This is a genomic window from Streptomyces sp. NPDC002623 (assembly GCF_053592635.1).
Map to the genome: position 1 here is coordinate 40908 of NZ_JBSFWB010000001.1, position 25736 is coordinate 66643.

Sequence of the window (25736 nt, forward strand, 5' to 3'; positions counted from 1 at the left end):
GGGCGGGGCGCGTCGCCGCCGTGATCGCGACGGACGGCGGCGCGCCGCAGGAACCCCGCGTGGCTGGACGGTGCTTACGACGCGTTCGGGACGATGACGCCGATCTTCGGGGCGGGCTCGTTCTTGTAGTTCGCCGGGCCGAAGTTGGCCTCGACGGCCTTCTGCCAGGAGCCGTCGCTGACCATCTTCTCCAGCGCCGTGTTGATCTTGTCCAGGGTCGCGGTGTCGCCCTTCTTGAGGCCGACGCCGTAGTTCTCGTTGCTGAGCTTCAGGCCCGCGAGCTTGAACTTGCCCTTGTACTGCTCCTGCGAGGCGAAGCCGGCCAGGATCGAGTCGTCGGTGGTGACCGCGTCCACGGCGCCGCTCTGCAGACCGGCGATGCACTCCGAGTAGGAGCTCAGCTCCTTGAGGTTCGCCTTCGGGGCGATCGTGTCGTGGATGTTCTGCGCCGAGGTGGAGCCGGTCACGGAACACAGCTTCTTGCCGTTGAGGTCCTCGGCCTTGCTGATCGTCGAGTCCGACTTGAGCAGCAGGTCCTGGTGGGCCAGCAGGTACGGGCCGGCGAAGTCGACCTTCGCCTTGCGCTTGTCGTTGATCGAGTAGGTGGCCGCGATGAACTTCACGTCCCCGCGCTCGATGGCGTTCTCGCGGTCGGCGCTCTTGGTCTCGACGAACTCGATCTGGTCCGGCTCGTAGCCGAGCTCTTTGGCGACGTACGTGGCGACGTCCACGTCGAAGCCGGCGAAGGACCCGTCGGGCTTCTTCAGGCCGAGGCCGGGCTGGTCGTACTTGATGCCGATCTTGATCTTCCCGCCGCTGCCGCTCCCGCTGCTGGAGGCGCTGCTGCTCGCGTCGTCCTTGTCGTCGCTGCCGCACGCGGTGGCGGTCAGGGCGAGAACGAGGGCTGCGGCAGAGACGGCGGTGACCTTGCGAAGCTTCATGAGGAACTTCCTTAGAAGAGTGATGAAGGACTGCGGGCGGTGCGGAATTCCGTCAGTGGTGCAGGATCTTCGACAGGAAGTCCTTGGCACGGTCGCTGCGCGGATTGCTGAAGAACTGATCGGGCGCAGCCTCTTCGACGATGCGTCCGTCGGCCATGAACACCACGCGGTTTGCAGCCGATCGTGCGAAACCCATCTCGTGGGTGACGACGATCATGGTCATGCCGTCCCGGGCCAGCTGCTGCATGACCTCGAGGACCTCGTTGATCATCTCCGGGTCCAGGGCCGAGGTCGGCTCGTCGAAGAGCATGACCTTCGGGTCCATCGCCAGCGCCCGCGCGATGGCGACGCGCTGCTGCTGGCCGCCGGAGAGCTGCGCCGGGTACTTGTCGGCCTGGGTGCCCACGCCGACCCGGTCGAGGAGGGCGCGGGCCTTCTCCTCGGCCGCCTTCTTGTCGGCCTTGCGGACCTTGATCTGGCCGAGCATCACGTTCTCGAGAACGGTCTTGTGCGCGAACAGGTTGAACGACTGGAACACCATGCCGACGTCGGCGCGCAGCCGGGCAAGTGCCTTGCCCTCCTGGGGAAGCGGCTTGCCGTCGATCGCGATGGTGCCCTCGTCGATCGTCTCCAGTCGGTTGATGGTGCGGCACAGGGTCGACTTACCGGACCCGGAGGGTCCGATGACCACGACGACCTCGCCGCGGTCGATCGTGAGGTCGATGTCCTGGAGAACGTGCAACGCGCCGAAGTGCTTGTTGACGCTCTTCAGGACGACCAGTTCACCGCTCGCGACCGCGTCTTGCTTGGTCACCGATACTTCGGTCATCGCTCGGGGGCTCCGTCCTCCTCGGTTTCGGAGGACAGTAGTGACCAGCCACGACCAGCGTCATTACATCTGAGGGGAATCTGAGCATCACGATCCGATAGCAATCGGACACGTGTCGTAGCACTTGTGACCTGCGTGCGTATCGGGCGAGTAACGGAAGGCGAGCGCAACCGGAACTCTCTTGACTGCGTCCTCGTACATCAGCGTGACTGCCATGATGCACACACGCGTGTGCCCGGGTTTTTTCCGTCACCGAGAACCGTACGCCCGTTTTAGTGAGTCAGACCGTATGCCCGATGAACCGAAGGAGGCCGGGATGAGACTGCTGCTCGTCGAGGACGACAACCATGTCGCCGCTGCCCTGTCCGCGGTCCTCAAGCGGCACGGTTTCGACGTCACACACGCGCGTAGCGGCGAGGAAGCGCTCCAGGCGCTCGTCCCGGAGGGCCCCGGCTTCGGGGTCGTGCTGCTCGACCTGGGCCTGCCCGACCAGGACGGATACGAGGTCTGCGGCAAGATCCGCAAGCGCACCGCCACGCCGGTGATCATGGTGACCGCCCGCTCCGACGTCCGCTCCCGCATCCACGGCCTCAACATGGGGGCCGACGACTACGTGGTGAAGCCGTACGACACCGGGGAGCTGCTCGCCCGGATCCACGCCGTCAGCCGCCGCACCGTCCACGAGGACCAGGCCGCCGGCGGTGAGAGCGCGCTGCGCCTGGGCGCCGTGCACATCGAGCTGCCCACCCGGCGCGTCACGGTGGACGGCGCGGTGGTCCAGCTCACCCGCAAGGAGTTCGACCTCCTGGCGCTGCTCGCCCAGCGCCCCGGGGTCGTCTTCCGCCGGGAGCAGATCATCAGCGAGGTGTGGCGCACCAGCTGGGAGGGGACCGGGCGCACCCTGGAGGTGCACGTGGCCTCCCTGCGCGCCAAGCTGCGCATGCCCGCGCTGATCGAGACCGTGCGCGGCGTCGGCTACCGGCTCGTCGCGCCGGCCGCGTAGCGGGGACCGTAGTTGCACAAACGTCTCCTGCCGCTGCTCATCGTCCTGATGGCCGCCGTGCTGCTGGCCCTCGGGGTGCCGCTCGCCGTCAGCGTGGCGGGCGCCCAGCAGCAGAACGTGGTCGTCGACCGCATCGACGACACCGCGCGCTTCGCGGCGCTCGCCCAGTTCGTCAGCCTCTCTTCGAGCACCGGCGACGACGCGTCGGCGTCCACGAACGAGCGACGCGAGACGCTCAGGCGGGAGCTCGACAGCTACTACGACGTCTACGGCATTCGGGCCGGAGTCTTCTACGGCACCGACACGCCCATGGCTCATGCTCCGCGCGACTGGTACCTCCCTGAATCGGGCGAGGTGCGGGACGCGTTCGAGGAGGCGCTGCTCAGCCGGCGCAGCCACGATCCCCAGCAGGTGTGGCCGTGGCAGCGCAACCGGCTCGTCGTGGCGTCGCCGGTCATCCGGGACGGCGATGTCGTCGCGGTCGTCGTCACCGACTCGCCCACCGGGCCGATGCGGTCGAGGATCCTGCACGGCTGGCTGGTCATCGGCGCCGGCGAGATCGCCGCGATGCTGCTCGCCATCGGCGCCGCCCTGCGGCTGACCGGCTGGGTGCTCAAGCCCGTGCGCGTCCTGGACACCACCACCCACTCGATCGCCAGCGGCCGTCTGAAGTCCCGGGTCGCGGTGGCCGGCGGACCGCCGGAACTGCGGCGGCTGGCCCGGTCGTTCAACGAGATGGCGGACAACGTCGAGGACGTGCTGGAACAGCAGCGCGCGTTCGTCGCCGACGCCTCGCACCAACTGCGCAACCCGCTCGCCGCACTGCTGCTGCGCATCGAACTGCTGGCCTACGAGCTCCCGGAGGGCAACGAGGAGATCGCCTCCGTCCAGAACGAGGGCAAACGCCTGGCCCAGGTCCTGGACGACCTGCTCGACCTGGCCCTGGCCGAGCACGCCGAGGCGCATCTGCGGGTCACCGACATCGGCGCGCTGGCCGCCGAGCGCGTCGCCGCCTGGGCGCCCACCGCCGAGGCCAAGGGCGTCCGACTGGTGGGCGACTGCCCGCCCACCACGGCCTGGGCCGACCCGGTGACGCTGTCCAGCGCGCTGGACGCCGTGATCGACAACGCGGTGAAGTTCACTCCGGAGGGGGAGAGCGTCGAGGTCACCGTCGCCGCCGACGGCGAGACCTCGACGATCGTCGTCACCGACAACGGTCCGGGGCTGACCGACGAGGAGCTCACGCGCGTGGGCGACCGCTTCTGGCGCAGCGGCCGCCACCAGAACATCAAGGGCTCGGGCCTGGGCCTGTCCATCTCCCGGGCCCTGCTCGCGGCGGGCGGCGGCTCCCTCACGTACGACCACCACGAGCCCAGCGGACTGACGGCGACGGTGACGGTGCCCAGGTCGCCCGCGTCGTAGCCGCCTGGCGTCCTACGGCTCTCCAGGGCCGGCTGCCGCTTGCCAGGTCCGGCTAGGGCTTGACCGAGCGGTAGTAGCGCCGGGCGCCCTCGTGCAGCTTCAGGGGGTCGGTGTAGATGGCCGTGCGCAGGTCGACCAGCTGCGCGGAGTGCACATGCGCGCCGATGCCGTCGCGGCTCTTGATCACGGTCCGGGTCAGCCACTCGGTGAGCCGAGGCGCCATGTCCGTACGGGTCATCAGGAGGTTGGACACCGCTATCGTCGCGACGGTCGAGCCGTTCTGGATGGTGGGGTAGGCGGACTCGGGCATGTTCGTGGCCCGGTAGTAGCCGGTGGAACCGTCCAGGTCGTGCATCTTGGCGACAAGGTCGGGACCGATCGGCACGAACCGGAAGGTGAAGCTGTCGGCCAGTTTCTCCAGCCCCGCCGTCGGCACGCCGCCGGACCAGAAGAACGCGTCGATCTTGCCCTGTTTCAGCTGCTCGGGGCCGGTGTCGATGCCCATCGACTCGGCCTTGATGTCCTTCGCCGGGTCCAGACCGGCCGCCTTGAGCACCCGCTCGGCGATCAGCCGCACCCCCGAGCGCGGCAGCCCGGTCGCCACGTTCTTGCCCCGCAGGTCCGCGACGGACCGCACGTCCGAGTCGCGCGGCACCACCAGCTGCACATAGTCGTCGTACAGACGGGCCACCCCGCGCAGTCGGGCGGCCGAACCCGGGTGCTGCGCCTCGTAGGTCTCCACGGCGTCGGCGGCGGCGATGGTGAAGTCCGCGTCGCCGGTCGCCACGCGCGCGACGTTCTCCTGCGAGCCGTTGCTGGTCGTCAGGTTCACGTCCAGGTCGGGCATGTCCTCGGCGAGCTCGGCGCGCAGCCGGCTGCCGTACTCGTAGTAGACGCCGCTGGTCGTGCCCGTGCTGAACGTGATCGAACCGCGCGGCGGCTCCTCGCCCAGCGGCAGCAGCCACCACAGCAGCAGCCCGAGGAGGACGGCGCCGACGGCCGTGCCCTGCAGAGCACGACGCCGGTCGATCCGGGAGAACACCTTGGACATGGGCGCGATCCTGCCAGCCGGAACGCGGTGCTGACCAGGGCGGGGCTCACAGGACCGGCTCGTGGGTCGGCCTGCGGAGCTGTTCAAGGACCGGACTGTCAGTGGTCGTCGTTACAGTCTGTGCATGAGTTCCTCGCCCGCCGACCTGGTCCGTGAATTCCACCGCGCCTTCGGGCTCGACGCCCGCAGCACGCCTACGGAGGTGTCTGCCCCGCTCGCCGCGCACCGTGGGGAGCTGCTCGCCGAGGAGGCCGCGGAGGTCGCCGAGGTGGCGGTGAGCGGCCCGCTGGACCGGCTCGCCCACGAGCTGGCCGATGTCGTCTACGTCGCCTACGGCACGGCTCTGGTGCACGGGATCGATCTCGACGCGGTGCTCGCCGAGATCCACCGGGCCAACATGTCCAAGCTGGGCCCCGACGGCCAGGTCGCCCGCCGCGCCGACGGCAAGGTCCTCAAGGGGGAGCACTACGAGGCGCCGGACGTGTCCTCGGTGCTGCGCCGCCAGGGATGGATACCGGGCGGCGCAGCCTGAGGCCGGCGCGTCGGATTACGGCGTGCCGCCGCCCGCCAGCTTCCACTCGCGGTGCAGCGCGCCCAACGGGATGTCCCGCTGGAACACGGGCGTGCCGAAGACGGTCAGTTGCAGCCGCAGGGCGCCGCTGAGGTCGACACCGCCGTAGACGGCCCATGAGCCGTCGGCCTCGAACACGTCGTCGGTGCCGGTGACCGTGCCGGTGCCCTCGCCGCGGACGTAGGGCGCGAGGTCGGCGACGACGCCGACGCTGCCGTACAGGCCGACCGAGGCCTGGGCCCCGAGGGCCGCCTTGACGCTGCCGGCGGTGGTGACGGACGTGCGCACCGGAGTGCTCTTCATCTCCGAGGCGCTGACGGGCGTCCAGCCCTGGCCCAGGCCGAAGGTGCCGCCCGCCTTGAAGTCGCCTTCGAGGCTCTGTTCCACGTCGACGGTGATCCTGCCGTCGCCGCTGATCTCGACGTAGCAGGTCAGGTCGAGGTTGACGACGACGGGGACAGGGCCGACCTGGAGAACCGGATCGGCGTGCAGGGTGGCGAACGGGATCCGCACCGGGGTGGCCGAGGCGCCGGCGCGGCCTTCGAGGGACCAGCCGGAGGTCCAGTCGCCGGAGACGCCCAGGTAGGCCGAGGCGGGTGCGACGTCGGCGCCCTCACCGCCGTAACGGAAGTCGACCTGCGGGGCGACCTGCACAAAACCGGAGACGGAGGCGGTCGCCGAGGCCGACTCGTTCCCGACGGTCGGCAGGTCGGCGCGTACGTCGAGCCGCAGGCTGCCGAGCGGAACCGTCGCTCCCTCGGGACCGACGTGGACGTCATCCGTCCGCGACCAGGAGACGTCGACGTCGGGCAGCAGCTTGTCGATGTCGAAGGAGGCCGGGTCGACCGGCACGCTGCCCTTGGCGGTGTCGTCCCCGAGCAGGGCGTTGAGCTGGGCGGGCTCGGTCTGCACCGCCGTGCCCTCGGCGGTCTCGCCGATCACCTTCGTGACCTCGGCGAGGAGGCCGTTCGGCGCACCGGGCGCGGGCGCGCTGGCGATGACATCGCCCACCGCCGTGCGGTGCGGAACTTCCGACGCGGTCGGGGAGGGCGCCGCGGGGGAACTCGCGCCGCCTGCGCCGTCGTTGGAGGAAGTGCCGGAGGAGGTGGCGGAGGCGGAGGCGGTGTCGGAGGGCGTCCCGGAGGAGGCGTCGGAGGAGATGACGGCTCGCCCGGTCTTGCTGTCGTACGAGTTGATGCTGAGCTTCGTCCGGCGGGCCTCGCCGTCGGCGTCACCGGGACGGGCCGCGGCGGTCGCGGCGCCGCCGGCGGGTGCGGCCGCCACCGCGAGCGAGCGGTCGGCGGAGGAGGCGGAGGTCTCCGCGTCCGTCTGACGGCCGGCTGACGAGGAAGGGGGCTCGGCCTGGGAGGAGGGGGAGGAGCAGCCCGCGGCGAGAAGGAGAGCGGATGCGGCTAAGGCGGGCATGAGGGCACGGGTGTGCCTCGTGCGTCTGCGCAAGGTCAGTCCTGACGTGGGGGTGGGAAAGCAAGGAGAGACCGGCCGGACAGGCAGTTTCCTACCGGCAGGTAACTAGGCATGAGCATGCCATGCTGCTCTCCTTGGCCTTTCACGATTCCCCCACGCGGCAATGTGACGTACGCCATGCGCTGCGGCGGGTCGCCCGAGTGCGGTCCGCGCGCCCCACGACACCCCCCTCGCCCACCGCCGTCACGGCCTGCGCTCGCCGCCTGCCTGCGCCGGGATCAGCGCCCGCGACTCAGCCGCCCCGCCGCCGTCAGCGCCTGCGCCGCTCAGCGGCCGCGTCTCAGTCGCCCACCCGTGTCGGCGGCAACGCCTCGGGCAACTGCTCCGGATGGTCGCTGCCCTGCGGTGCCCGGCGACGGGCCCAGCGAGCCGCCAACGGTTCCGTGTAGCGGGCGGTGATCGGGCCCGCGACGACCAGGATCAGGACGTACGCCGTCGCCAGCGGACCCAGTGACGGCTCGATTCCGGCGGTGACGGCCAGTCCGGCGATGACGATCGAGAACTCCCCGCGCGCCACCAGCGCGCCGCCCGTCCGCCAGCGCCCCTTGACCGAGATCCCGGCCCGCCGGGCCGCCCAGTAGCCGGTGGCGATCTTCGTCGCGGCGGTCACGACCGCCAGCGCGAGGGCGGGCAGCAGGACGGGAGGGATGCTCGCCGGGTCGGTGTGCAGCCCGAAGAAGACGAAGAAGACCGCGGCGAACAGATCCCGCAGCGGGCTCAGCAGGGTGTGCGCGCCCTCAGCGACCTCCCCGGACAGCGCGATGCCCACCAGGAACGCCCCCACCGCCGCCGACACCTGGAGCTGCTGCGCCACGCCCGCGACCAGGATCGTCAGCCCCAGCACGACGAGGAGCAGCTTCTCCGGGTCGTCGCTCGACACGAAACGGGAGATGACCCGGCCGTACCGCACCGCCGCGAACAGCACGAGCCCCGCGACGCCCAGTGCGATCGCCACGGTCACGCTGCCGGCCGCCAGCCCCACGCCGGCCACCAGGGCGGTGACGACGGGCAGGTAGACCGCCATGGCCAGGTCCTCCAGGACCAGCACGCTCAGGATCACCGGAGTCTCCCGGTTGCCGACGCGGCCCAGATCGCCCAGCACCTTGGCGATCACCCCGGACGACGAGATCCAGGTGACGCCCGCCAGCACCACGGCCGCCACCGGCCCCCAGCCCAGCAGCAGCGCGGCGGCCGCGCCCGGCACGGCGTTGAGGGCGCAGTCGACGAGGCCGGCCGGATAGTGGGACTTGAGGTTGGAGACGAGATCGCTCGCCGTGTACTCCAGGCCGAGCATCAGCAGCAACAGGATGACGCCGATCTCGGCGCCGATGGCCACGAACTCCTCGCTCGCGCCGAGGGGCAGCAGCCCTCCCTCGCCGAAGGCCAGACCGGCCAGCAGATACAGCGGGATCGGCGAGAGCCGGAAACGGGCGGCGAATCGGCCGAGCAGGCCGAGGCCGAGGATGATGGAACCGAACTCGATCAGCAGGACTGCGGAGTGCACCGGATCACTCCCGACCGAGTATCGCCGCGGCCGCGTCCACGCCTTCGCGGGTGCCGATGACGATGAGGGTGTCGCCGCCCGCAAGCCGGAAGTCGGGCGTCGGGGACGGAATCGCCTCGGCCCGGCGCAGCACCGCCACGATCGAGGCGCCGGTCTCCGTGCGCATCCGGGTGTCGCCCAGCAGCCGCCCGTTCCAGCGCGAGGTGGTCGCCACCTCGATCCGCTCGGCGACCAGGCCGAGGTCCGTGGTGTAGAGCAGGCTCGGGCTGTGATGGGAGGGCATCAGCGCGTCGATCAGGGCATCGGCCTCGGTGCCGGTCAGCCGCAGCGACTGGGCGCAGGAGTCGGGGTCGTCGGCCCGGTACACGCTGAACGTGCGGGCGCCGTCGCGGTGGGCCACCACGGACAGATGGCGCTGCTCCCGCGTCACGAGGTCGTACTGGACTCCGATGCCTGGCAGCGGTGTCGTCCGGAGGCGTGGAGCAGACACGTTTCTTCCCCTTGCTGATCGTGTGCCGGTCGTGCCGGTCGTGCGGTCGTGCCGGTTGCGCGGGCCGTGCCGACGGCGTCGGCCGTACCGATGGTGTCGGTCGTGCCGATCGTTCCTGTGACGTCTTCGACGTGTATTCGACGTGTCCTCGACGCGTTCTTCGACGGCTTCGACGACCGCCCGGAGCCGCCATGCTGCCATCCACCCGTACGGTGACGACATGGGTGTCGTGACGGATGGACAGGGCCGACGGTGGTCGAAGAGGCTGGTCACGGCGGTGCTATGGCAAGAGGGAGAGAACGGGAGAGGAGGAGCCGCGCACGTGTCGTTGTTCTGGCGGATCTTCGTCCTCAACGCCTTCGGCCTGGTCGTGGCGGCCGCGCTGCTGCTGGGCCCGGTCACCGTCTCCACGCCGATACTGCCGGGCGAGGTGCTCGTCGTGGTGGCGGGCCTGGCCGCGCTGCTGACCGTCAACGCGGTCGTCCTGCGCGTCGGACTGGCCCCGCTGGGGCGGCTGGGCCGGGCCATGGCCGACGCCGACCTGCTGCACCCCGGGGTCCGTGCCGTGGTCTCGGGGCCGGTCGAGACGGCCGAGCTGATCACCACCTACAACGCCATGCTGGACCGGCTGGAGGCCGAGCGCGCGGCCAGCGCGGCCGGGGCGCTGTCCGCGCAGGAGCGCGAGCGCCACCGCATCGCCCGTGAACTGCACGACGAGGTCGGCCAGACCCTGACCGCGGTGCTGCTCCAGCTCAAGCGCGTCGCCGACCGGGCCCCCGCGGACCTGCGCGAGGAACTGGGCCAGGCGCAGGAGGCCACCCGGTCCGGCCTCGACGAGATTCGCCGCATCGCCCGCCGACTGCGTCCCGGCGTCCTCGACGAACTCGGCCTGCTCAGCGCGCTGCGCTCCCTCGCGGCCGAGTTCACCACCCACGGACTGACCGTGCGCCACGACCTGCGCACCGGCCTGCCCCCGCTGACCGAGGAGACGGAACTCGTGCTCTACCGCGTGGCCCAGGAAGCTCTCACCAACACCGCCCGGCACTCCGGCGCCGACCGCGCCGAACTCCGCGTCCGCCCGGTCGCCGACGGCGTCGAACTCCTCGTCCGGGACAACGGCAGCGGCCTGGGCGCGGCGGCGGACGCGGGCGCCGGCATCCGGGGGATGCGCGAACGGGCCCTGCTGATCGGGGCGACCCTCACCCTGTCGTCGACGCCGGACGGCAGCGGCGGCGGGCCGAGGGGGACGGACGTACGGCTGCGGGCGAGGGCGCGCGCCGACCGACCGGACGCCGCCGCTCCGGGAGGCCACCGATGACGGACGGCACCGCGGCGACCTCCCCCGCTGCCCTACCCGCACCACCCACCCCGCCGACCCGCGTCCTCCTCGCCGACGACCACACACTCGTCCGCCGGGGAGTGCGGCTCATCCTGGACGGCGAGCCCGATCTGACGGTGGTCGCCGAGGCGGGCGACGGGGCCGAGGCGGTCGAGCGCGCCCGGGCCGGGGACATCGACCTGGCCGTCCTCGACGTGGCCATGCCCCGGATGACCGGTCTGCAGGCGGCCCGGGAACTCTCCCGCCGCCTCCCGGCCCTGCCCATCCTCATCCTGACCATGTACGACAACGAGCAGTACTTCTTCGAGGCTCTCAAGGCCGGCGCCGGCGGCTATGTCCTCAAGTCGGTCGCCGACCGGGACCTGGTCGAGGCCTGTCGGGCGGTCGTGCGCGACGAGCCGTTCATCTACCCGGGCGCCGAACGGGCCCTCGTCCGCTCGTACCTGGACCGGCTGCACCGCGGCGACGGCGTCGACGGACTGCCCGAGCGGCCCATCACCGAGCGCGAGGAGGAGATACTCAAGCTCGTGGCCGAGGGCCACACCTCCAGGGAGATCGGCGCGCTGCTCTACATCAGCGCCAAGACGGTCGAACGGCACCGCGCCAACCTCCTGCACAAGCTCGGCATGCGCGACCGCCTGGAGCTCACCCGCTATGCGATCCGCGCCGGTCTCGTGGACCCCTGAGGCCGGTCGGGGGCGCGTGCCACTGGTCGCGGAGACGGGCGCTCCGCGTGGAGCGCCTACCCTTGAGCCATGACCAGCAGCAGCGACCGGAGCCTCGCAGTGGACGTTCAAGCACCCAAGAGCTACGAAATCCGCACTTACGGGTGCCAGATGAACGTCCATGACTCCGAGCGATTGTCCGGGCTGCTCGAAGAGGCCGGGTACGTGCGCGCACCCGAGGGGTCGGACGGCGACGCGGACGTCGTCGTCTTCAACACCTGCGCGGTACGGGAGAACGCCGACAACCGGCTGTACGGCAACCTCGGCCGGCTCGCGCCGCGGAAGGCGAGCCGTCCCGGGATGCAGATCGCGGTCGGCGGCTGCCTCGCGCAGAAGGACCGCGACACCATCGTGAAGCGTGCGCCCTGGGTGGATGTTGTCTTCGGCACGCACAACATCGGCAAGCTTCCGGTCCTGCTGGAACGCGCGCGCGTGCAGGAAGAGGCGCAGGTCGAGATCGCCGAGTCGCTGGAGGCTTTCCCGTCCACGCTGCCGACGCGCCGCGAAAGCGCTTACGCGGCCTGGGTGTCGATCTCCGTCGGCTGCAACAACACGTGCACCTTCTGCATCGTCCCGGCCCTGCGCGGCAAGGAGAAGGACCGCCGCACCGGCGACATCCTCGCCGAGATCGAGGCGCTGGTCGGCGAGGGCGTCTCCGAGATCACCCTGCTCGGCCAGAACGTAAACGCTTACGGCAGCGACATCGGCGACCGTGAGGCGTTCAGCAAGCTGCTACGCGCGTGTGGCGCGATCGAGGGCCTGGAGCGCGTCCGCTTCACCTCGCCGCACCCGCGCGACTTCACCGACGACGTCATCGCCGCCATGGCCGAGACGCCCAACGTCATGCCGCAGCTGCACATGCCCATGCAGTCGGGCTCGGACACGGTCCTGAAGGCGATGCGCCGCTCGTACCGGCAGGAGCGCTACCTCGGGATCATCGAGAAGGTCCGCGCCGCCATCCCGCACGCGGCGATCACCACCGACATCATCGTGGGCTTCCCCGGCGAGACCGAGGAGGACTTCGAGCAGACCCTCCACGCGGTCCGCGAGGCCCGCTTCGCCCAGGCGTTCACGTTCCAGTACTCCAAGCGGCCCGGCACCCCCGCCGCGACCATGGAGAACCAGATCCCCAAGGAGGTCGTGCAGGCGCGCTACGAGCGTCTCGTCGCCCTTCAGGAGGAGATCTCCTGGGAGGAGAACAAGAAGCAGGTCGGCCGCACGCTGGAGCTCATGGTGGCCGAGGGCGAGGGCCGCAAGGACGGCGCCACCCACCGCCTCTCCGGCCGCGCCCCCGACAACCGCCTGGTCCACTTCACCAAGCCGGATCAGGAGGTCCGCCCCGGCGACGTCGTCGTCGTCGAGGTGACGTACGCGGCCCCGCACCACCTCCTGGCCGAGGGCGCCGTCCTGGAAGTGCGCCGCACGCGCGCGGGGGACGCCTGGGAGAAGCGCACGGCGGAGAAGGCGGCGAAGCCGGCCGGTGTGCTGCTCGGTCTGCCCAAGATCGGGGTGCCCGCCCCGCTTCCGGTCGCCACGGGCAGCGGCTGCGGCTGCGACTGACGCGTTCGGCGCGGCACCCCCAGTGGTCGCCCCGCAGGTCTCCTGCGGGGTTACCCTGCCGATCATGCTTGTCGCCGCAGCAGTCTGCCCCTGCCCGCCCCTTCTCGTGCCCGAGGTGGCCGCAGGCGCCGCTTTCGAGCTGGACGCCGCGCGTACGGCCTGCTCCGACGCGCTGGCCGTGCTGGCCGCCGCCAGGCCGGACCGGCTGGTGGTCGTCGGACCGGCCGAGCAGTCCGCACGCGGCCCGCATCCGGCCGGCGCCCGGGGTTCGTTCCGCGGCTTCGGAGTGGACCTCTCCGTGCGGCTCGGCCGCAGCGGCGAGGACACGGCGTCCCCGCGTGAGCTGCCGCCGTCCCTGGCCGTCGGCGCCTGGCTGCTGGAGCGGACCGGGTGGTCGGATGCCCCGATCGAGGGACTGGGCGTGGGCGAGCCGCTGACGACCGAGCGGTGTCTCGAGGCCGGCCGGGAGATCGCCGGAGCGGCGGGACGGGTCGCGTTGCTGGTGATGGGCGACGGCAGCGCATGCCGGACGCTGAAGGCGCCGGGCTATCTCGACGAGCGCGCGGCGCCGTTCGACGCGGAGGTCGCGCGGGCGCTCGGCGCGGCGGACGTGGCGGCGCTCAAGGCGCTGGACCCCGAACTGGCGTCCGAGCTCAAGGCCTCGGGCCGGGCGTCCTGGCAGGTGCTCGCAGGCGCGGCCGAGGACGCGGGGCTGACCGGCGTCCTGTTGTACGAGGACGCTCCGTACGGCGTGGGGTACGTCGTCGCGACCTGGTCGTAGAGCCGGGCCGGACCCGCTCTGTCGTGCCGCACGCGAGACGGCGGAGAGGCGACGCGACGGCTGAAACGGCAGATGGAAGGGCGGATGGAAGGGCGGATGAAACGGCGGACGGCCGCGAGCGTCTGCGCTTCGCGGCCGTCCGCCGTTTCACCCCTTCGGCGTCCGCTCAGGAAGCCGGCGGGGGCGGGCCGGGCGGAGTGAACGTGTCGCCGCCGCCTGCCGGCGGCTCCTTGTGCGCGATCCGGTCCATGGCGCCCTTGGCCTTGTCGGTGCCCGTGTGGATCCTGTCGCTGTACTTGCCCTTGGTCTTCTCGTCGACAACCTTCGCGGCTTTGTCGATACCGTGCTGAACCTTGTCCCCGTGCTGTTGCGCGAGGTCAGAGACCTTGCCCTTGGCCGGGGCGAGCCTGGCCTTCAAATTGTCCAAAAGACCCATGGGTCACCTTCCCTCGCGGGTGCGTCATGTGCGGGCGCCCTCGCCCGCCTCACTGTCGGCCGCTTCCTCGGCCGACTGCTGCCGGGGGATCTCGACGCCGTCGGACGTGGCGACCGGCTCGGCTGCCGTCCCCGTTCCCGTCACCGTCGCTGACTCTGTCTCCGTCGTGTCCCCGGCTTCGGCCGTCTCATGCCCGGCCTCGGCAGCCTGCTCCACCTCGGCTCCCTCCTCCGGGGTGCCGTCCGGCGTCGTACCGGACGGTGCCTCGGTGGCGGTCGCCTCCTCGGTCGCAGCCTCTTCAGAGGCCTTTGACCTTCGGAAAAGTCGCGCCAAAACGCCCATATCCACTCCATACGGTACTCGTGCGGGCGAAATCCCGCGTCGGCCGGTGCGTCCGATTGCGCCACCGGGGTCGCCGCCCCTGTGCAGGGCGACGGGAAACTCGCAACGGGCAACGACCTCGGACCGGCGTCGTCACGTAACTCGTTCGAGGGCGGGGGTCGAGGTTTGCGAGACTGGTGCCGTGAGCAGCGCACCCCCCGCCCCCCGCGTCATTGCCGTCGTCGGACCGACCGCGGCCGGAAAGTCCGATCTGGGCGTCTTCCTGGCCCGGCGACTCGGCGGCGAGGTCGTCAACGCCGACTCCATGCAGCTCTACCGAGGGATGGACATCGGCACCGCCAAGCTGACGCCCGAGGAACGCGGCGGCGTCCCGCACCACCTCCTGGACGTCTGGGACGTCACGGTCACCGCCTCCGTCGCCGAGTACCAGCGGCTGGCGCGCGCGAGGATCGACGCCCTGCTCGCCGAGGGCCGGTGGCCGGTTCTCGTCGGCGGCTCCGGGCTGTACGTCCGTGGCGCCGTCGACAACCTGGAGTTCCCCGGCACCGACCCCGAGGTCCGGGCCCGGCTCGAGGAGGAGCTCACGCTGCGCGGATCAGGCGCGCTGCACGCCCGGCTGGCCGCCGCCGACCCCGAGGCCGCGCACGCGATCCTGCCCGGCAACGGCCGCCGTATCGTCCGGGCCCTGGAGGTGATCGAGATCACCGGAAAGCCCTTCACGGCCAATCTGCCCGGCCATGACTCCGTCTACGACACCGTCCAGATCGGGGTCGACGTGGCCCGCCCCGAACTCGACGAGCGCATCGCCCGCCGCGTCGACCGGATGTGGGACGCGGGGCTCGTGGACGAGGTCCGCGCGCTGGAGGCGCAGGGCCTGCGCGAGGGGCGTACGGCGTCGCGCGCGCTCGGCTACCAGCAGGTTCTCTCGGCCCTCACCGGCCAGTGCACACAGGCCGAGGCGCGCGCCGAGACCGTCCGTGCCACCAAGCGCTTCGCGCGCCGTCAGGATTCCTGGTTCAGGCGCGATCCACGGGTGCACTGGTTGAGTGGGGCTGCGGCTGATCTCACAGAACTTCCGGAGCTCGCGCTGGCGTTGGTGGAACGACCGGTTACAGCCTGATCACGTCATGGCATCGGGACGCCCAGGCCGCCGTCCGGGCCTCCGACGCCGTGCCATCATCGAGCTTCGATCGACCAAGTGGAGTCCGAGTTGGGAGGGCGCGTGGCGATGGAGGCCGGCCCTCGCGACACCGCACAAGGCACCGAGCACGTCACCGCCGAGCGTGGTGAAGCGGAGCCCGAGGATGCCCGTCTGAGCCCCGACGGGCCGGACGAGGACGACACCGTGGGCGGGGTGACCGACGACGGTCCCGAGCCCGAGGAGATGTTCGCGGGCGGCCCCGAGGTCGAGGTCGAGCTGCGTCCGCAGCGCCGGCTCCGGATCTGGCAGCTCGCGCCCATCGTGGCGCTGGCCGCGATCGGCTCCCTGATGTTCGCCTTCCCGCTCGCCTTCGACTTCGGCGACAGCGGGGCCATGATCGCCATGCTCGGGCTGCTGATCTGCTCCTGCGCGGCCGGCTGGGGGATGATGGCGGCCCGCCGCGTTGGTTACACGTGGCCCGGCCTGCCCCCGCGCGGCTCCGGTCGCCGGCCCGACTGGCGGGTCGTCCTGGCCTACGTCGTGATGGTCGCGGCGGTGGTGGCCCTGGCCGTCTGGCGGGTCGCCCGACTGCGCTGACGCCCCGTGCGTGCCACCCCGTACGATCGAGGGATGAGCACCCGGATCGCCTTCCTCAAGGGGCACGGCACCGAGAACGACTTCGTGATCGTCCCGGACCCCGAGAACGCCATCGACCTTCCCCCGGCCGCCGTCGCCGCCCTGTGCGACCGTCGCGCGGGCATCGGCGGTGACGGACTGCTGCACGTCGTGCGGTCGGCCGCGCACCCCGAGGCGAAGGACATGGCGGCCGAGGCGGAGTGGTTCATGGACTACCGCAACGGCGACGGCTCCGTCGCCGAGATGTGCGGCAACGGGGTCCGGGTCTTCGCGCGCTACCTCCAGCACGCCGGCCTCATCCCTGAGGGGGACCTCGCGGTCGCCACGCGCGGGGGCGTCAAGAGCGTGCACCTCGCCAAGGCCGGGGACGTCACCGTCGGCATGGGCAAGGCACGTCTCCCCGAAGGGGAGGTCACGGTGAGCGTCGACGGGCGCAGCTGGCCCGCCCGGAACGTGAACATGGGCAACCCGCACGCCGTCGCCTTCGTGGACGACCTCGCGCACGCGGGCGCGCTGTACGCCCCGCCGCCCTTCAGCCCCGCCTCCGCCTATCCGGACGGGGTCAACGTCGAGTTCGTCGTGGACCGAGGCCCGCGGCACGTCGCCCTGCGGGTGCACGAGCGCGGGTCCGGCGAGACCCGCTCGTGCGGCACGGGCGCGTGTGCCGTCGCCGTGGCGGCCGCGCGCCGGGACGGCGTCGACCCGGCGGTCACCGGGACGCCCGCCACGTACACCGTGGACGTGCCCGGCGGCCGCCTGGTGATCACCGAGCGGCCCGACGGCGAGATCGAGATGACCGGGCCCGCAGTGATCGTGGCCACAGGTGAGATCGATTCCGAGTGGCTGGAAACAGCCGCTCGCTGACGCGGCCACGGCTTGGCATCGGAGGCCTCGACGGCCCGACAGCGCACAGGAGCAGCCCCGGAGGACGGTCGCGGGTTCGAATCGACGACCGACTCCAGGTCAGGCGGCTCGAAACTGTAAACCCCTGATCCTTCGCTCGAATGGGTGATCCGTTTCACGCTCGGCGAGAGGCGGTCAGTCGGGCGTGATGGGCTCGGTAGCATCAAGCACCGGCCCGGACGGGGGACCGTTGACCAGTCCCCTGAGCCGTGTCCGCCCTGGGACACCCCGTCCGCCGGTCCACGCAGCCGGAGGTGCCCATGAGTGCGGAGGCCACGAACCCTGCGACCCCAGGCCCGGTAGTGCCTGCAGTGCCTGCAGCCCCCCGCAGGCGCAGTCGCCCCCGGATCGACCTGCGCCGCCTGGGCCGGGCCGCGTTGCTCGGCCCGGCCTCCCGCGGCCGGCTGCCCGACGCGATCGGCCATGTGGTCGAGGCCCACCGCGCCCACTACCCCGACGCCGACCTGCAACCGCTGCACCGCGCCTACGTGCTCGCCGAGTCCTCGCACCGCGGCCAGATGCGCAAGAGCGGCGAGCCCTACATCACCCACCCGCTCGCCGTGACGCTGATCCTCGCCGAACTCGGCGCAGAGACCACGACCTTGACGGCGTCTCTGCTCCACGACACCGTCGAGGACACCGATGTGACCCTCGATCAGGTCGGCGAGCAGTTCGGCGCCGAGGTGCGCTATATCGTCGACGGCGTCACGAAGTTGGAGAAGGTCGACTACGGGGCGGCCGCCGAACCCGAGACCTTCCGCAAGATGCTCGTCGCCACCGGCAACGACGTCCGCGTGATGTCGATCAAACTCGCCGACCGGCTGCACAACATGCGCACCCTCGGCGTGATGCGCCCCGAGAAGCAGGAACGCATCGCCAAGGTGACCCGGGACGTCCTCATCCCGCTCGCCGAACGCCTCGGCGTCCAGGCCCTCAAGACCGAACTGGAAGACCTCGTCTTCGCGATCCTGCACCCCGAGGAGTACGAGCACACGCGCGAGCTGATCGTCGACAACGCCTCCCGCGCGGACGACCCCCTCGCCGAGTTCTCCGACGCGATGCGCGTCGTCCTGCGCGACGCCGACATCCAGGCCGAAGTCCTCATCCGGCCACGGCACTTCGTCTCCGTGCACCGCGTCTCGCGCAAGCGCGGCCGGATGCGGGGCGCGGACTTCGGCCGCCTGCTGGTGCTCGTGAACGAGGACGCCGACTGTTACGCCGTCCTGGGCGAACTGCACACCTGTATGACGCCGGTGGTCTCGGAGTTCAAGGACTTCATCGCCGTCCCCAAGTTCAACCTGTACCAGTCGCTGCACACCGCCGTCGCCCGCGAGGACGGCCAGGTCGCCGAAGTCCTCATCCGCACGCACCAGATGCACAAGGTCGCCGAGGCCGGCGTCGTCGCACTGGGCAACCCGTACACGGGGACCGCGGAGGAGCAGAACCGACAGAGAGTCCCGGCCGACGAGGAACGCGTCGACCCCACCCGGCCCGGCTGGCTCTCCCGCCTGCTGGACTGGCAGGAAGGCGCTCCCGACCCCGACACCTTCTGGTCCACCCTGCGCGAGGACCTCGCCCAGGACCGCGAGATCACCGTCTTCCGCCCCGACGGCGGCACCCTCGGCCTGCCCGAGGGCGCCACCTGCGTGGACGCCGCCTACGAGCAGTACGGCGAGGACGCCCACGCCTGCATGGGCGCCCGCGTCAACGGCCGCCTGGCGACCCTCAGCACCGTCCTGCGGGACGGCGACACCGTTCAGCTCCTCATGGGCCAGGACCCCGCCTCGGAGCCCTCCAGGGAGTGGCTGGAGCACGCCCACACCCCCGCCGCCCGGATCGCCATCCAGCGATGGCTGGCGACGCACCCGACCCCGGCCGAGCCCGAGGGCTCCGCACCGGCGGCCGACCCCGCGGCCTCCGGTACCGCCAAGGCCGCCGAGACGACCGCACGGTCCGCTGCCGACGCGACCACGGCCGACGAGCCCGCCCCGCGGCCCGGCGCCGCGATCACCGTCGTCGACCGGCCCGAGGCGAGCGTCCGGCTCGCCGGATGCTGCACGCCCGTACCCCTCGACGAGGTCACCGGCTTCGCGGTGCGCGGGGGAGTGGTGACCGTGCACCGCGCCGAGTGCGCCGCCGTGGCGCGCATGGTGGACGCGGGGCGCGAGGAAGTCGAGGTGAGCTGGGGCGACACCACGGGATGCCGGGTCACCCTGGTCGCCGAATCGTTCGGCCGCCCCCATCTGCTCGCCGACCTCACCGAGGCCATGGCGCTGGAAGGCGCGGAGATCGTCTCCGCGACCGTCGAGCCCCCGACCCAGCAGCGGGTGCGCCACACGTACACCGTCCGGCTCCCCGACGCCGCCCACCTGCCCACCCTCATCCGGGCCATGCGGAACGTGCCCGGGGTCTACGACGTCGGCCGCGCGCAGCATCACGCGCCGGCCTCCACGGGGCCGGTCTAGGCCGGCCACACGCGTGTGCCCGAGCCGCGCAGGCGTCCCGCCCGGGCGTCACGCACACGCGCGTGAGCAACCCGTTCGGGTGGGCCGGTCGCGCGTCGCCCACGCGGCACATGCGCGCGCTGGTAGCGGTGGTGCATGCTGCTCACCCCCCACGTCCGGCTGAAGTCCGCGCTGCTCGCCTCGGCCGTCTCCGTCTGCCTCGTCGCGGCGAGCGCACCGGCGGTGCCGCTCGGCGTCGGCGACCGCCTCTTCCCGCATCTGGGCAACCCCGGGTACGACGTCGCGTCGTACGACCTGTCCTTCACCTATCCCGGCTCCAACAGCAAGCCCCTCCAGGCGGTCACCACCGTCAACGCCTGGACCACCACGGCCCTGGAGCGGATCAACCTGGACTTCGCCCACGGCAAGGTCGACTCCGTCGAGGTCGACGGCGAGCCCGCCGTCTTCACCAGCGCGGGCGACGATCTGGTGGTCACCCCGGAGGACTCGCTCACCCCGGGCAGCTGGGTGCGGATCACCGTGCGGCACACCAGCGATCCCGTGAGCACCGCCGACCGCGACGGCGGCTGGGTCAGGACCGCGGACGGTCTCGCCATGGCCAACCAGGCGGACGCCGCCCACCTGGTCTTTCCGTGCAACGACCATCCGTCCGACAAGGCGATGTTCACCATCCGGATCACCGCGCCCAACGACTACACGGCCGTCGCCAACGGGCTGCCGGCCGGCGTCGAACGGGTCGGCGACGCCACCACGTGGACGTACCGCACCCAGCACCCCATGGCCACCGAGCTCGCCCAGGTGTCCGTCGGCCGTTCCACCGTCGTGCACCGTGAAGGGCCGCACGCACTGCCCGTCCGGGACGTCGTGCCCACCAAGGACCGTGAACTCCTCGAACCGTGGCTGAAGAAGACCCCCGACCAGATCGCCTGGATGGAGGGCAAGGTCGGCCCCTACCCCTTCGAGACGTACGGCGTGCTCATGGCAGAGGCGTCCACCGGGTTCGAACTCGAGACGCAGACCCTCTCTCTCTTCGAGAGAGACCTCTTCACCGAGCCCGGCTACCCCAAGTGGTACGTCGAGTCGATCATGGTCCATGAGCTGGCCCACCAGTGGTTCGGCGACAGCGTCAGCCCGCGCACCTGGTCCGACCTGTGGCTCAACGAGGGACACGCCACCTGGTACGAGGCGCTCTATGCGGAGGAGAAGGCGGGCCGCACCCTGGAGGCGCGTATGAAGGCGGCGTACGGCGCCTCCGACCGCTGGCGCGCCGCGGGAGGCCCGCCGGCGCAGCCCAAGGCGCCCGCCCCCGGCCAGAAGATCAGCATCTTCCGGCCCAACGTCTACGACGGCGCGGCCCTCGTTCTGTACGCCCTGCGCGAGAAGATCGGCCGGCGAGCGTTCCAGCACCTGGAGCGGGCATGGGTGCACAACCACCGCGACTCCACGGCGTCCACGGCCGACTTCCAGAGCCTCGCCGAGGAGATCTCCGGCCGCGACCTGTCCGGGTTCCTCAAGGACTGGCTGTACGCCGAGAAGACCCCGCCCATGCCCGGTCACCCGGACTGGAAGTCGGTGGCGCCGACAGCCGGGAAGGGGCCCCAAGCCACCCCCCAGGCCGCGCCGCACACCGGACCGCACACCACGTCACACGCCGCGCCCAAGGCCCCGCCGGCCGCGAAATAAGACCGTGACGAGACGGGCCGTACCGTGCGACCATCGTGACGTCGGCGCGGCACGGGCCGCGGGAATCTCCCGGGGTGCTCGTGCGTTCTCCCTCATGAAGACAGCCGTGTCGGCATGCCCAACGACGTAAGGACCCAATGACCTCCTCTTCTTCCCCTTCCCAGGACACCAAGCGCATGGCGCACGCCTACCCCGAAGGTCTTCGGGCCGATGCCCTGATGGAAGAGGACGTCGCCTGGAGCCACGAGATCGACGGAGACCGGGACGGCGACCAGTTCGACCGCTCCGAGCGCGCGGCCCTGCGCCGCGTGGCCGGCCTCTCCACCGAACTCGAGGACGTCACCGAGGTCGAGTACCGCCAGCTCCGCCTGGAGCGGGTCGTGCTCGTCGGCGTCTGGACCACGGGGACCGCACAGGACGCGGACAACTCCCTCGCGGAGCTGGCCGCCCTCGCGGAGACCGCGGGCGCGCTCGTGCTCGACGGCGTCATCCAGCGCCGTGACAAGCCGGACGCGGCCACCTACATCGGCTCCGGCAAGGCCCTGGAGCTGCGGGACATCGTCGTCGAATCGGGCGCGGACACCGTCATCTGTGACGGTGAGCTCAGCCCCGGCCAGCTGATCCAGCTGGAGGACGTCGTCAAGGTCAAGGTCATCGACCGTACGGCCCTGATCCTCGACATCTTCGCCCAGCACGCCAAGTCCCGGGAGGGCAAGGCGCAGGTCGCGCTCGCGCAGATGCAGTACATGCTGCCGAGGCTGCGCGGCTGGGGTCAGTCGCTGTCCCGTCAGATGGGCGGCGGCAAGGGCGGCGGCCTCGCCACCCGTGGCCCCGGTGAGACCAAGATCGAGACGGACCGGCGACGGATCCGCGAGAAGATGGCGAAGATGCGCCGGGAGATCGCGGAGATGAAGACCGGCCGCGAGATCAAGCGCCAGGAGCGCAAGCGCCACAAGGTGCCGTCCGTCGCCATCGCGGGCTACACCAACGCCGGCAAGTCCTCGCTGCTCAACCGACTCACGGGCGCGGGCGTCCTGGTCGAGAACGCCCTGTTCGCGACCCTCGACCCGACCGTGCGCCGAGCGGAGACGCCCAGCGGCCGCCTGTACACGCTGGCGGACACCGTCGGCTTCGTCCGGCACCTGCCGCACCACCTGGTCGAGGCGTTCCGTTCCACCATGGAAGAGGTCGGCGAGTCCGACCTGATCCTGCACGTGGTGGACGGCTCGCACCCGAACCCGGAGGAGCAGCTGGCCGCCGTGCGCGAGGTGATCCGGGACGTCGGCGCCACCAAGGTGCCCGAGATCGTCGTGATCAACAAGGCGGACGCGGCCGACCCGCTGACGCTCCAGCGGCTGATGCGGATCGAGAAGCGCTCCATCGCGATCTCGGCCCGTACCGGCCTGGGCATCGAGGAACTGCTGGCGCTCATCGACGACGAGCTGCCGCGGCCCTCGGTCGAGATCGAGGCGCTCGTGCCGTACACCCACGGCAAGCTGGTCGCCCGTGCCCACTCCGACGGCGAGGTGATCTCCGAGGAGCACACCCCGGAGGGCACCCTGCTCAAGGCACGGGTGCACGAGGAGCTGGCGGCGGACCTCGCGCCGTACGTACCGGCACCGGCCGCCTAGGACCTGTCCGTCCTGGTCGTCCCGGCCCGCTGAACGCCCGAAGGCCCGCCCCTGCTTGCCGCAGGGGCGGGCCTTCGGCGTGTCCGGTTCACTGCCCGCCGTAGGTCTTGCTCATGTTCTGGTAGAGCGCCTCGGCCTCCTGGCCGAGCTGCGGCCCTGCCAGCCAGGTGTTGTCGACCGGGCCGATGGAGGTGTTGGAGACCAGCTTGGTCTCGCCGTCCACCACCCGGAACCAGCCGCCTCCGGAGGAACCGCCGGTCATCGTGCAGCCGATCCGGTACATCGTGGGCAGCGACGTGCTCAGCGAGAGCCGCCCCGGCCGGTCGATGCACTTGAACATCTTCAGCCCGTTGTAGGGCGCCGCCGCGGGGTAGCCCCAGGCGCCCATCGCGTCGACCTCGGTCGCGGACGGCGCGGAGAAGTCCACGTCCAGAGCTCCGCCGACCGTCTCCTCCAGCGACTTGGAGCCCGCTTCCGGCGTCACATGCAGCACGGCGTAGTCGTACGCGGCGCCCGCTCCGCCCGTCTCCGAGCCGCCGGCGATCCACTCCTTCGAGGTCGACGCCCAGTCGGCCCACCAGTTGCCGTAGGGGGCGATCTCCGACGCCTTGGCGTCGCCGAGCTGTGCCTCGGACTTGCCGAGGTCGTTGTAGGCCGGGACGAAGACGAGGTTGCGGTACCAGCCGCCGTCGCCACCGGCGTGCACACAATGGCCGGCCGTCCAGACGAGGTTGGACTTGCCGGGGTGGTTCACGTCCGTGACGACCGTTCCGGAGCAGACCATCGTGCCCTCGGGCGAGTCGAAGAAGACCTTGCCGACCGAGGCGGCGTTCTCATGGTACGGCGTCTTCTCGGCCGCCGCCTCGACGGGCGTCGGCTCCGGGTCGCTGACGCCCTGGTCGACGGCGGCGTCCTTCGTCGTGACCGTCTTGTCGGCCTCCTTCGCGGACTGCATCCGCTCCGGCTTCCACAGCCCCTCGATCACGGGGTTGACGAAGTCCTTGGCTTCACTGAGCCACTTGTCCTTGTCCCAGTCCTGCCAGCCGCCGTCGGCCCACTTGTCCACGTCGATGCCGTGCTTCTTGAGCTTGTCGGCGATCTCGGCAGGGACCTGGGCCTTGCCGTCACCGGAGGCGGTCGCGGACCGGGAGGCGGCGGCAGCCGCCGTGTCGTCGTCGGAGCCGTTGCAGGCGGTCGCCGTCAGGGCCAGGGCGGTGGCGAGCCCGGCCGCGAGCAGAGCGCGTGCGACGGGCGTACGTGTGGAACGCATGGTGCGATGTCCCCCGTTGGAGCGTGTGGATCGGTGGAGCGTGGGCACAGGCCATGACCTGGCAGGGGTCATGACCCGGGAATTCGGCCATGACCCCTGAATGTCATGCGCCTGACAGGCGAACCGTCGGGTTCGCGCGTTGATCGCCCACAGACAACACCCCACTATGCCCGTGGAATTCGGGACGAACGGCGGTGGGACGGTGAAGGTTCCCGTCAGACGTCCCACCGCGCGTACGCGGCCCAGATCCGGCTACTGACCGGCGAACTTGTCGCTCACCGAGTCGTAGACGCCCTTGGCCACCTCACCCAGCCGCGGTCCCGCCAGCCAGCCCGCATCCGCCGGGCCGATCGAGGTGTTGGACACCAGCGCCGGCTTTCCGTCCGACCCGTCGGCGACCCAGCCGCCGCCCGACGAACCGCCGGTCATCGTGCAGCCGATGCGGTACATCGTCGGGTCCGCGGAGCTCAGCGAGAACCGCCCCGGCCTGTCCTGGCACTGGTACAGCTTCTGGCCGTCGTACGGAGCCGCCGCCGGGTAGCCCGTCGCGGTGATGCTGCTCACCTTCGGCACCGCCGGGGCGTTGAAGTCCACCGGCAGCGCGGAACCGACCGTCTCCTCCAGAGATTTGCCCGAGCCGCCCTCCTCCGGCGTCACATGGATGACGGCGTAGTCGTACGAGGCGCCGGCGCCGCCGGTCGGCCCGCCCTGCGCGATCCACTGGTCCGAGGTCCGCGTCCAGTCGCCCCACCACACGCCGTACGGAGCCGCTTCCTCCTTGGTGGCGGTCTCCAGCTCCGCGGACGTCTTCCCGGAGTCGTTGTACGACGGCACGAACGCGATGTTGCGGTACCAGCCGCCGTTCTTGCCGGCGTGCACGCAGTGGCCCGCCGTCCACACCAGGTTGGACTTTCCGGGGTGGGCCGGGTCCTGGACGACCGTCGCCGAGCAGACCATCGTGCCCTCGGGGGCGTCGAAGAACACCTTGCCCGCCTCGGGGACGTTGGCGTGGTACGAGGGCGAGACCGCCTTCGCGTCCACCGCCTGCGGCGTCGCGTCGGTCACGCCCTGGTCACCGGAGAGGTCGTTCTCGTCGACCGCCCGGTCCGGGTCCTCGGCCTCCCGCATCCGGTCCGGGTCCCACAGGCCCTTGATGATCGGGTTGATGTAGTCCTGCGCCTCGCGCAGCCAGTCGTCCTTGTCCCAGTTCTTCCAGGCGCCGTTCTTCCACTTGTCGAGATCGATCCCGTGCTCTTTGAGCTTGTCCTTGATGTCGTCCGGGATCGTGATCGTGTTGTCGCCGGTCGATGCCGAGGCGCTGACCTGGCTGTCCGCGTTGGTGTCGCCCGAGTCACAGGCGGTCGCGGTGAGCGCGAGCACCGAGGCGAGGGCCACGACGCCCAGCACAGGGGAGGTTCTGCGGCGCGCGTTCCTCCCCCGTCGAGCGGTGAACGACGGCCGTATGGATCGCATGGTCTGACTCCCCCTGCTGTCAACGAACTTGAAACACCGGCCGTTCCCCAGAGCG

General features: G+C 71.1%; 23 protein-coding genes. 13 read left to right on the forward strand and 10 right to left on the reverse strand.

Features of this window, described 5'->3' with window-relative positions; all coding sequences use genetic code 11:
• Nucleotides 1–74: 74 nt before the first annotated feature.
• Together ACWD4O_RS00155 and ACWD4O_RS00160 are read right to left on the reverse strand one after the other, a co-directional pair.
• Nucleotides 75–941 carry a glutamate ABC transporter substrate-binding protein gene (locus tag ACWD4O_RS00155; RefSeq protein ID WP_451275853.1) on the reverse strand — a complete coding sequence of 289 codons (867 nt, stop codon included), beginning with the start codon at nucleotides 939–941 and terminating at the stop codon, nucleotides 75–77.
• A gap of 52 nt (nucleotides 942–993) precedes the next feature.
• Nucleotides 994–1770 (reverse strand): amino acid ABC transporter ATP-binding protein, encoded by a 777-nt coding sequence (locus tag ACWD4O_RS00160; RefSeq protein WP_351909478.1) that lies wholly within the window; start codon nucleotides 1768–1770, stop codon nucleotides 994–996.
• 316 nt (nucleotides 1771–2086) lie between these two features.
• Here ACWD4O_RS00160 and ACWD4O_RS00165 point away from each other — a divergent pair, with 316 nt between their 5' ends.
• Together ACWD4O_RS00165 and ACWD4O_RS00170 are read left to right on the forward strand one after the other, a co-directional pair.
• The gene (locus tag ACWD4O_RS00165; protein ID WP_451275855.1) at nucleotides 2087–2773 is read left to right on the forward strand and encodes a response regulator transcription factor; all 687 of its coding nucleotides are present in this window, start codon (nucleotides 2087–2089) and stop codon (nucleotides 2771–2773) included.
• A 12-nt stretch (nucleotides 2774–2785) separates the two neighbouring features.
• Nucleotides 2786–4195 (forward strand): ATP-binding protein, encoded by a 1410-nt coding sequence (locus ACWD4O_RS00170; RefSeq protein WP_451275857.1) that lies wholly within the window; start codon nucleotides 2786–2788, stop codon nucleotides 4193–4195.
• 52 nt (nucleotides 4196–4247) lie between these two features.
• Here the strand turns inward: ACWD4O_RS00170 and ACWD4O_RS00175 are convergent, their stop codons facing one another.
• Nucleotides 4248–5246 carry a TAXI family TRAP transporter solute-binding subunit gene (locus tag ACWD4O_RS00175; RefSeq protein WP_451275859.1) on the reverse strand — a complete coding sequence of 333 codons (999 nt, stop codon included), beginning with the start codon at nucleotides 5244–5246 and terminating at the stop codon, nucleotides 4248–4250.
• Between the two features lie 124 nt (nucleotides 5247–5370).
• On the opposite strand from ACWD4O_RS00175, the gene ACWD4O_RS00180 reads away from it, so the two are divergent.
• Nucleotides 5371–5778, forward strand: coding sequence for a pyrophosphohydrolase domain-containing protein (locus ACWD4O_RS00180; RefSeq protein WP_451275861.1), 408 nt, complete (start codon nucleotides 5371–5373; stop codon nucleotides 5776–5778).
• A 15-nt stretch (nucleotides 5779–5793) separates the two neighbouring features.
• Here the strand turns inward: ACWD4O_RS00180 and ACWD4O_RS00185 are convergent, their stop codons facing one another.
• From ACWD4O_RS00185 to ACWD4O_RS00195, 3 genes are all read right to left on the reverse strand, one after another.
• Nucleotides 5794–7242 (reverse strand): hypothetical protein, encoded by a 1449-nt coding sequence (locus ACWD4O_RS00185; protein WP_451275863.1) that lies wholly within the window; start codon nucleotides 7240–7242, stop codon nucleotides 5794–5796.
• A gap of 340 nt (nucleotides 7243–7582) precedes the next feature.
• Nucleotides 7583–8806, reverse strand: a complete 1224-nt coding sequence (locus tag ACWD4O_RS00190) for a cation:proton antiporter (protein WP_451275865.1) — start codon at nucleotides 8804–8806, stop codon at nucleotides 7583–7585.
• Nucleotides 8807–8810: 4 nt separating this feature from the next.
• Nucleotides 8811–9296, reverse strand: coding sequence for a cation:proton antiporter regulatory subunit (locus ACWD4O_RS00195; protein WP_451275867.1), 486 nt, complete (start codon nucleotides 9294–9296; stop codon nucleotides 8811–8813).
• 322 nt (nucleotides 9297–9618) lie between these two features.
• On the opposite strand from ACWD4O_RS00195, the gene ACWD4O_RS00200 reads away from it, so the two are divergent.
• From ACWD4O_RS00200 to ACWD4O_RS00215, 4 genes are all read left to right on the forward strand, one after another.
• Nucleotides 9619–10614 carry a sensor histidine kinase gene (locus ACWD4O_RS00200; RefSeq protein WP_451275869.1) on the forward strand — a complete coding sequence of 332 codons (996 nt, stop codon included), beginning with the start codon at nucleotides 9619–9621 and terminating at the stop codon, nucleotides 10612–10614.
• The gene (locus ACWD4O_RS00205; protein ID WP_451275871.1) at nucleotides 10611–11321 is read left to right on the forward strand and encodes a response regulator; all 711 of its coding nucleotides are present in this window, start codon (nucleotides 10611–10613) and stop codon (nucleotides 11319–11321) included. Before ACWD4O_RS00200 ends, ACWD4O_RS00205 begins: the two co-directional genes overlap by 4 nt.
• A gap of 69 nt (nucleotides 11322–11390) precedes the next feature.
• Nucleotides 11391–12920: a tRNA (N6-isopentenyl adenosine(37)-C2)-methylthiotransferase MiaB gene (gene miaB, locus ACWD4O_RS00210; protein WP_451275873.1), complete on the forward strand. Its 1530-nt coding sequence runs from the start codon at nucleotides 11391–11393 to the stop codon at nucleotides 12918–12920.
• Between the two features lie 64 nt (nucleotides 12921–12984).
• Complete coding sequence (locus ACWD4O_RS00215) at nucleotides 12985–13701, forward strand: class III extradiol dioxygenase subunit B-like domain-containing protein (protein WP_451275875.1); 717 nt, start codon at nucleotides 12985–12987, stop codon at nucleotides 13699–13701.
• Nucleotides 13702–13867: 166 nt separating this feature from the next.
• Here the strand turns inward: ACWD4O_RS00215 and ACWD4O_RS00220 are convergent, their stop codons facing one another.
• The gene (locus ACWD4O_RS00220) at nucleotides 13868–14137 is read right to left on the reverse strand and encodes an antitoxin (RefSeq protein ID WP_363168144.1); all 270 of its coding nucleotides are present in this window, start codon (nucleotides 14135–14137) and stop codon (nucleotides 13868–13870) included.
• Nucleotides 14138–14161: 24 nt separating this feature from the next.
• Nucleotides 14162–14353: a gliding motility protein gene (locus ACWD4O_RS00225; RefSeq protein WP_451275877.1), complete on the reverse strand. Its 192-nt coding sequence runs from the start codon at nucleotides 14351–14353 to the stop codon at nucleotides 14162–14164.
• Between the two features lie 307 nt (nucleotides 14354–14660).
• On the opposite strand from ACWD4O_RS00225, the gene miaA reads away from it, so the two are divergent.
• The 6 genes from miaA (at nucleotide 14661) to hflX (ending at nucleotide 22938) form a co-directional block, all read left to right on the forward strand.
• Nucleotides 14661–15599, forward strand: coding sequence for a tRNA (adenosine(37)-N6)-dimethylallyltransferase MiaA (gene miaA / locus ACWD4O_RS00230; protein ID WP_450945501.1), 939 nt, complete (start codon nucleotides 14661–14663; stop codon nucleotides 15597–15599).
• A gap of 108 nt (nucleotides 15600–15707) precedes the next feature.
• Nucleotides 15708–16217 (forward strand): hypothetical protein, encoded by a 510-nt coding sequence (locus ACWD4O_RS00235; RefSeq protein ID WP_451276698.1) that lies wholly within the window; start codon nucleotides 15708–15710, stop codon nucleotides 16215–16217.
• Between the two features lie 33 nt (nucleotides 16218–16250).
• Nucleotides 16251–17120, forward strand: coding sequence for a diaminopimelate epimerase (gene dapF / locus ACWD4O_RS00240; RefSeq protein WP_451275880.1), 870 nt, complete (start codon nucleotides 16251–16253; stop codon nucleotides 17118–17120).
• A 299-nt stretch (nucleotides 17121–17419) separates the two neighbouring features.
• Entirely contained in the window at nucleotides 17420–19624 is a 2205-nt protein-coding gene (locus ACWD4O_RS00245) for a RelA/SpoT family protein (RefSeq protein WP_451275882.1), read from the forward strand.
• Between the two features lie 135 nt (nucleotides 19625–19759).
• Nucleotides 19760–21307, forward strand: a complete 1548-nt coding sequence (locus ACWD4O_RS00250) for a M1 family metallopeptidase (RefSeq protein WP_451275884.1) — start codon at nucleotides 19760–19762, stop codon at nucleotides 21305–21307.
• 137 nt (nucleotides 21308–21444) lie between these two features.
• Nucleotides 21445–22938, forward strand: a complete 1494-nt coding sequence (gene hflX, locus ACWD4O_RS00255; protein WP_451275886.1) for a GTPase HflX — start codon at nucleotides 21445–21447, stop codon at nucleotides 22936–22938.
• An 88-nt stretch (nucleotides 22939–23026) separates the two neighbouring features.
• Here the strand turns inward: hflX and ACWD4O_RS00260 are convergent, their stop codons facing one another.
• Together ACWD4O_RS00260 and ACWD4O_RS00265 are read right to left on the reverse strand one after the other, a co-directional pair.
• On the reverse strand, nucleotides 23027–24208 hold the full coding sequence (locus ACWD4O_RS00260; protein ID WP_451275888.1) for a trypsin-like serine peptidase: 1182 nt from the start codon (nucleotides 24206–24208) through the stop codon (nucleotides 23027–23029).
• A 252-nt stretch (nucleotides 24209–24460) separates the two neighbouring features.
• The gene (locus ACWD4O_RS00265) at nucleotides 24461–25681 is read right to left on the reverse strand and encodes a trypsin-like serine peptidase (RefSeq protein WP_451275890.1); all 1221 of its coding nucleotides are present in this window, start codon (nucleotides 25679–25681) and stop codon (nucleotides 24461–24463) included.
• Nucleotides 25682–25736 lie beyond the last annotated feature (55 nt).

Bases quoted from the DNA above. Each gene is read 5' to 3' on its own strand.
- ACWD4O_RS00155 (WP_451275853.1), bottom strand. From the start codon at position 941: ATGAAGCTTCGCAAGGTCACCGCCGTCTCTGCCGCAGCCCTCGTTCTC.
- ACWD4O_RS00160 (WP_351909478.1), bottom strand. From the start codon at position 1,770: ATGACCGAAGTATCGGTGACCAAGCAAGACGCGGTCGCGAGCGGTGAA.
- ACWD4O_RS00165 (WP_451275855.1), top strand. From the start codon at position 2,087: ATGAGACTGCTGCTCGTCGAGGACGACAACCATGTCGCCGCTGCCCTG.
- ACWD4O_RS00175 (WP_451275859.1), bottom strand. From the start codon at position 5,246: ATGTCCAAGGTGTTCTCCCGGATCGACCGGCGTCGTGCTCTGCAGGGC.
- ACWD4O_RS00180 (WP_451275861.1), top strand. From the start codon at position 5,371: ATGAGTTCCTCGCCCGCCGACCTGGTCCGTGAATTCCACCGCGCCTTC.
- ACWD4O_RS00185 (WP_451275863.1), bottom strand. From the start codon at position 7,242: ATGCCCGCCTTAGCCGCATCCGCTCTCCTTCTCGCCGCGGGCTGCTCC.
- ACWD4O_RS00205 (WP_451275871.1), top strand. From the start codon at position 10,611: ATGACGGACGGCACCGCGGCGACCTCCCCCGCTGCCCTACCCGCACCA.
- miaB (WP_451275873.1), top strand. From the start codon at position 11,391: ATGACCAGCAGCAGCGACCGGAGCCTCGCAGTGGACGTTCAAGCACCC.
- ACWD4O_RS00215 (WP_451275875.1), top strand. From the start codon at position 12,985: ATGCTTGTCGCCGCAGCAGTCTGCCCCTGCCCGCCCCTTCTCGTGCCC.
- ACWD4O_RS00220 (WP_363168144.1), bottom strand. From the start codon at position 14,137: ATGGGTCTTTTGGACAATTTGAAGGCCAGGCTCGCCCCGGCCAAGGGC.
- ACWD4O_RS00235 (WP_451276698.1), top strand. From the start codon at position 15,708: ATGGAGGCCGGCCCTCGCGACACCGCACAAGGCACCGAGCACGTCACC.
- dapF (WP_451275880.1), top strand. From the start codon at position 16,251: ATGAGCACCCGGATCGCCTTCCTCAAGGGGCACGGCACCGAGAACGAC.
- ACWD4O_RS00245 (WP_451275882.1), top strand. From the start codon at position 17,420: ATGAGTGCGGAGGCCACGAACCCTGCGACCCCAGGCCCGGTAGTGCCT.
- ACWD4O_RS00250 (WP_451275884.1), top strand. From the start codon at position 19,760: ATGCTGCTCACCCCCCACGTCCGGCTGAAGTCCGCGCTGCTCGCCTCG.
- hflX (WP_451275886.1), top strand. From the start codon at position 21,445: ATGACCTCCTCTTCTTCCCCTTCCCAGGACACCAAGCGCATGGCGCAC.
- ACWD4O_RS00260 (WP_451275888.1), bottom strand. From the start codon at position 24,208: ATGCGTTCCACACGTACGCCCGTCGCACGCGCTCTGCTCGCGGCCGGG.
- ACWD4O_RS00265 (WP_451275890.1), bottom strand. From the start codon at position 25,681: ATGCGATCCATACGGCCGTCGTTCACCGCTCGACGGGGGAGGAACGCG.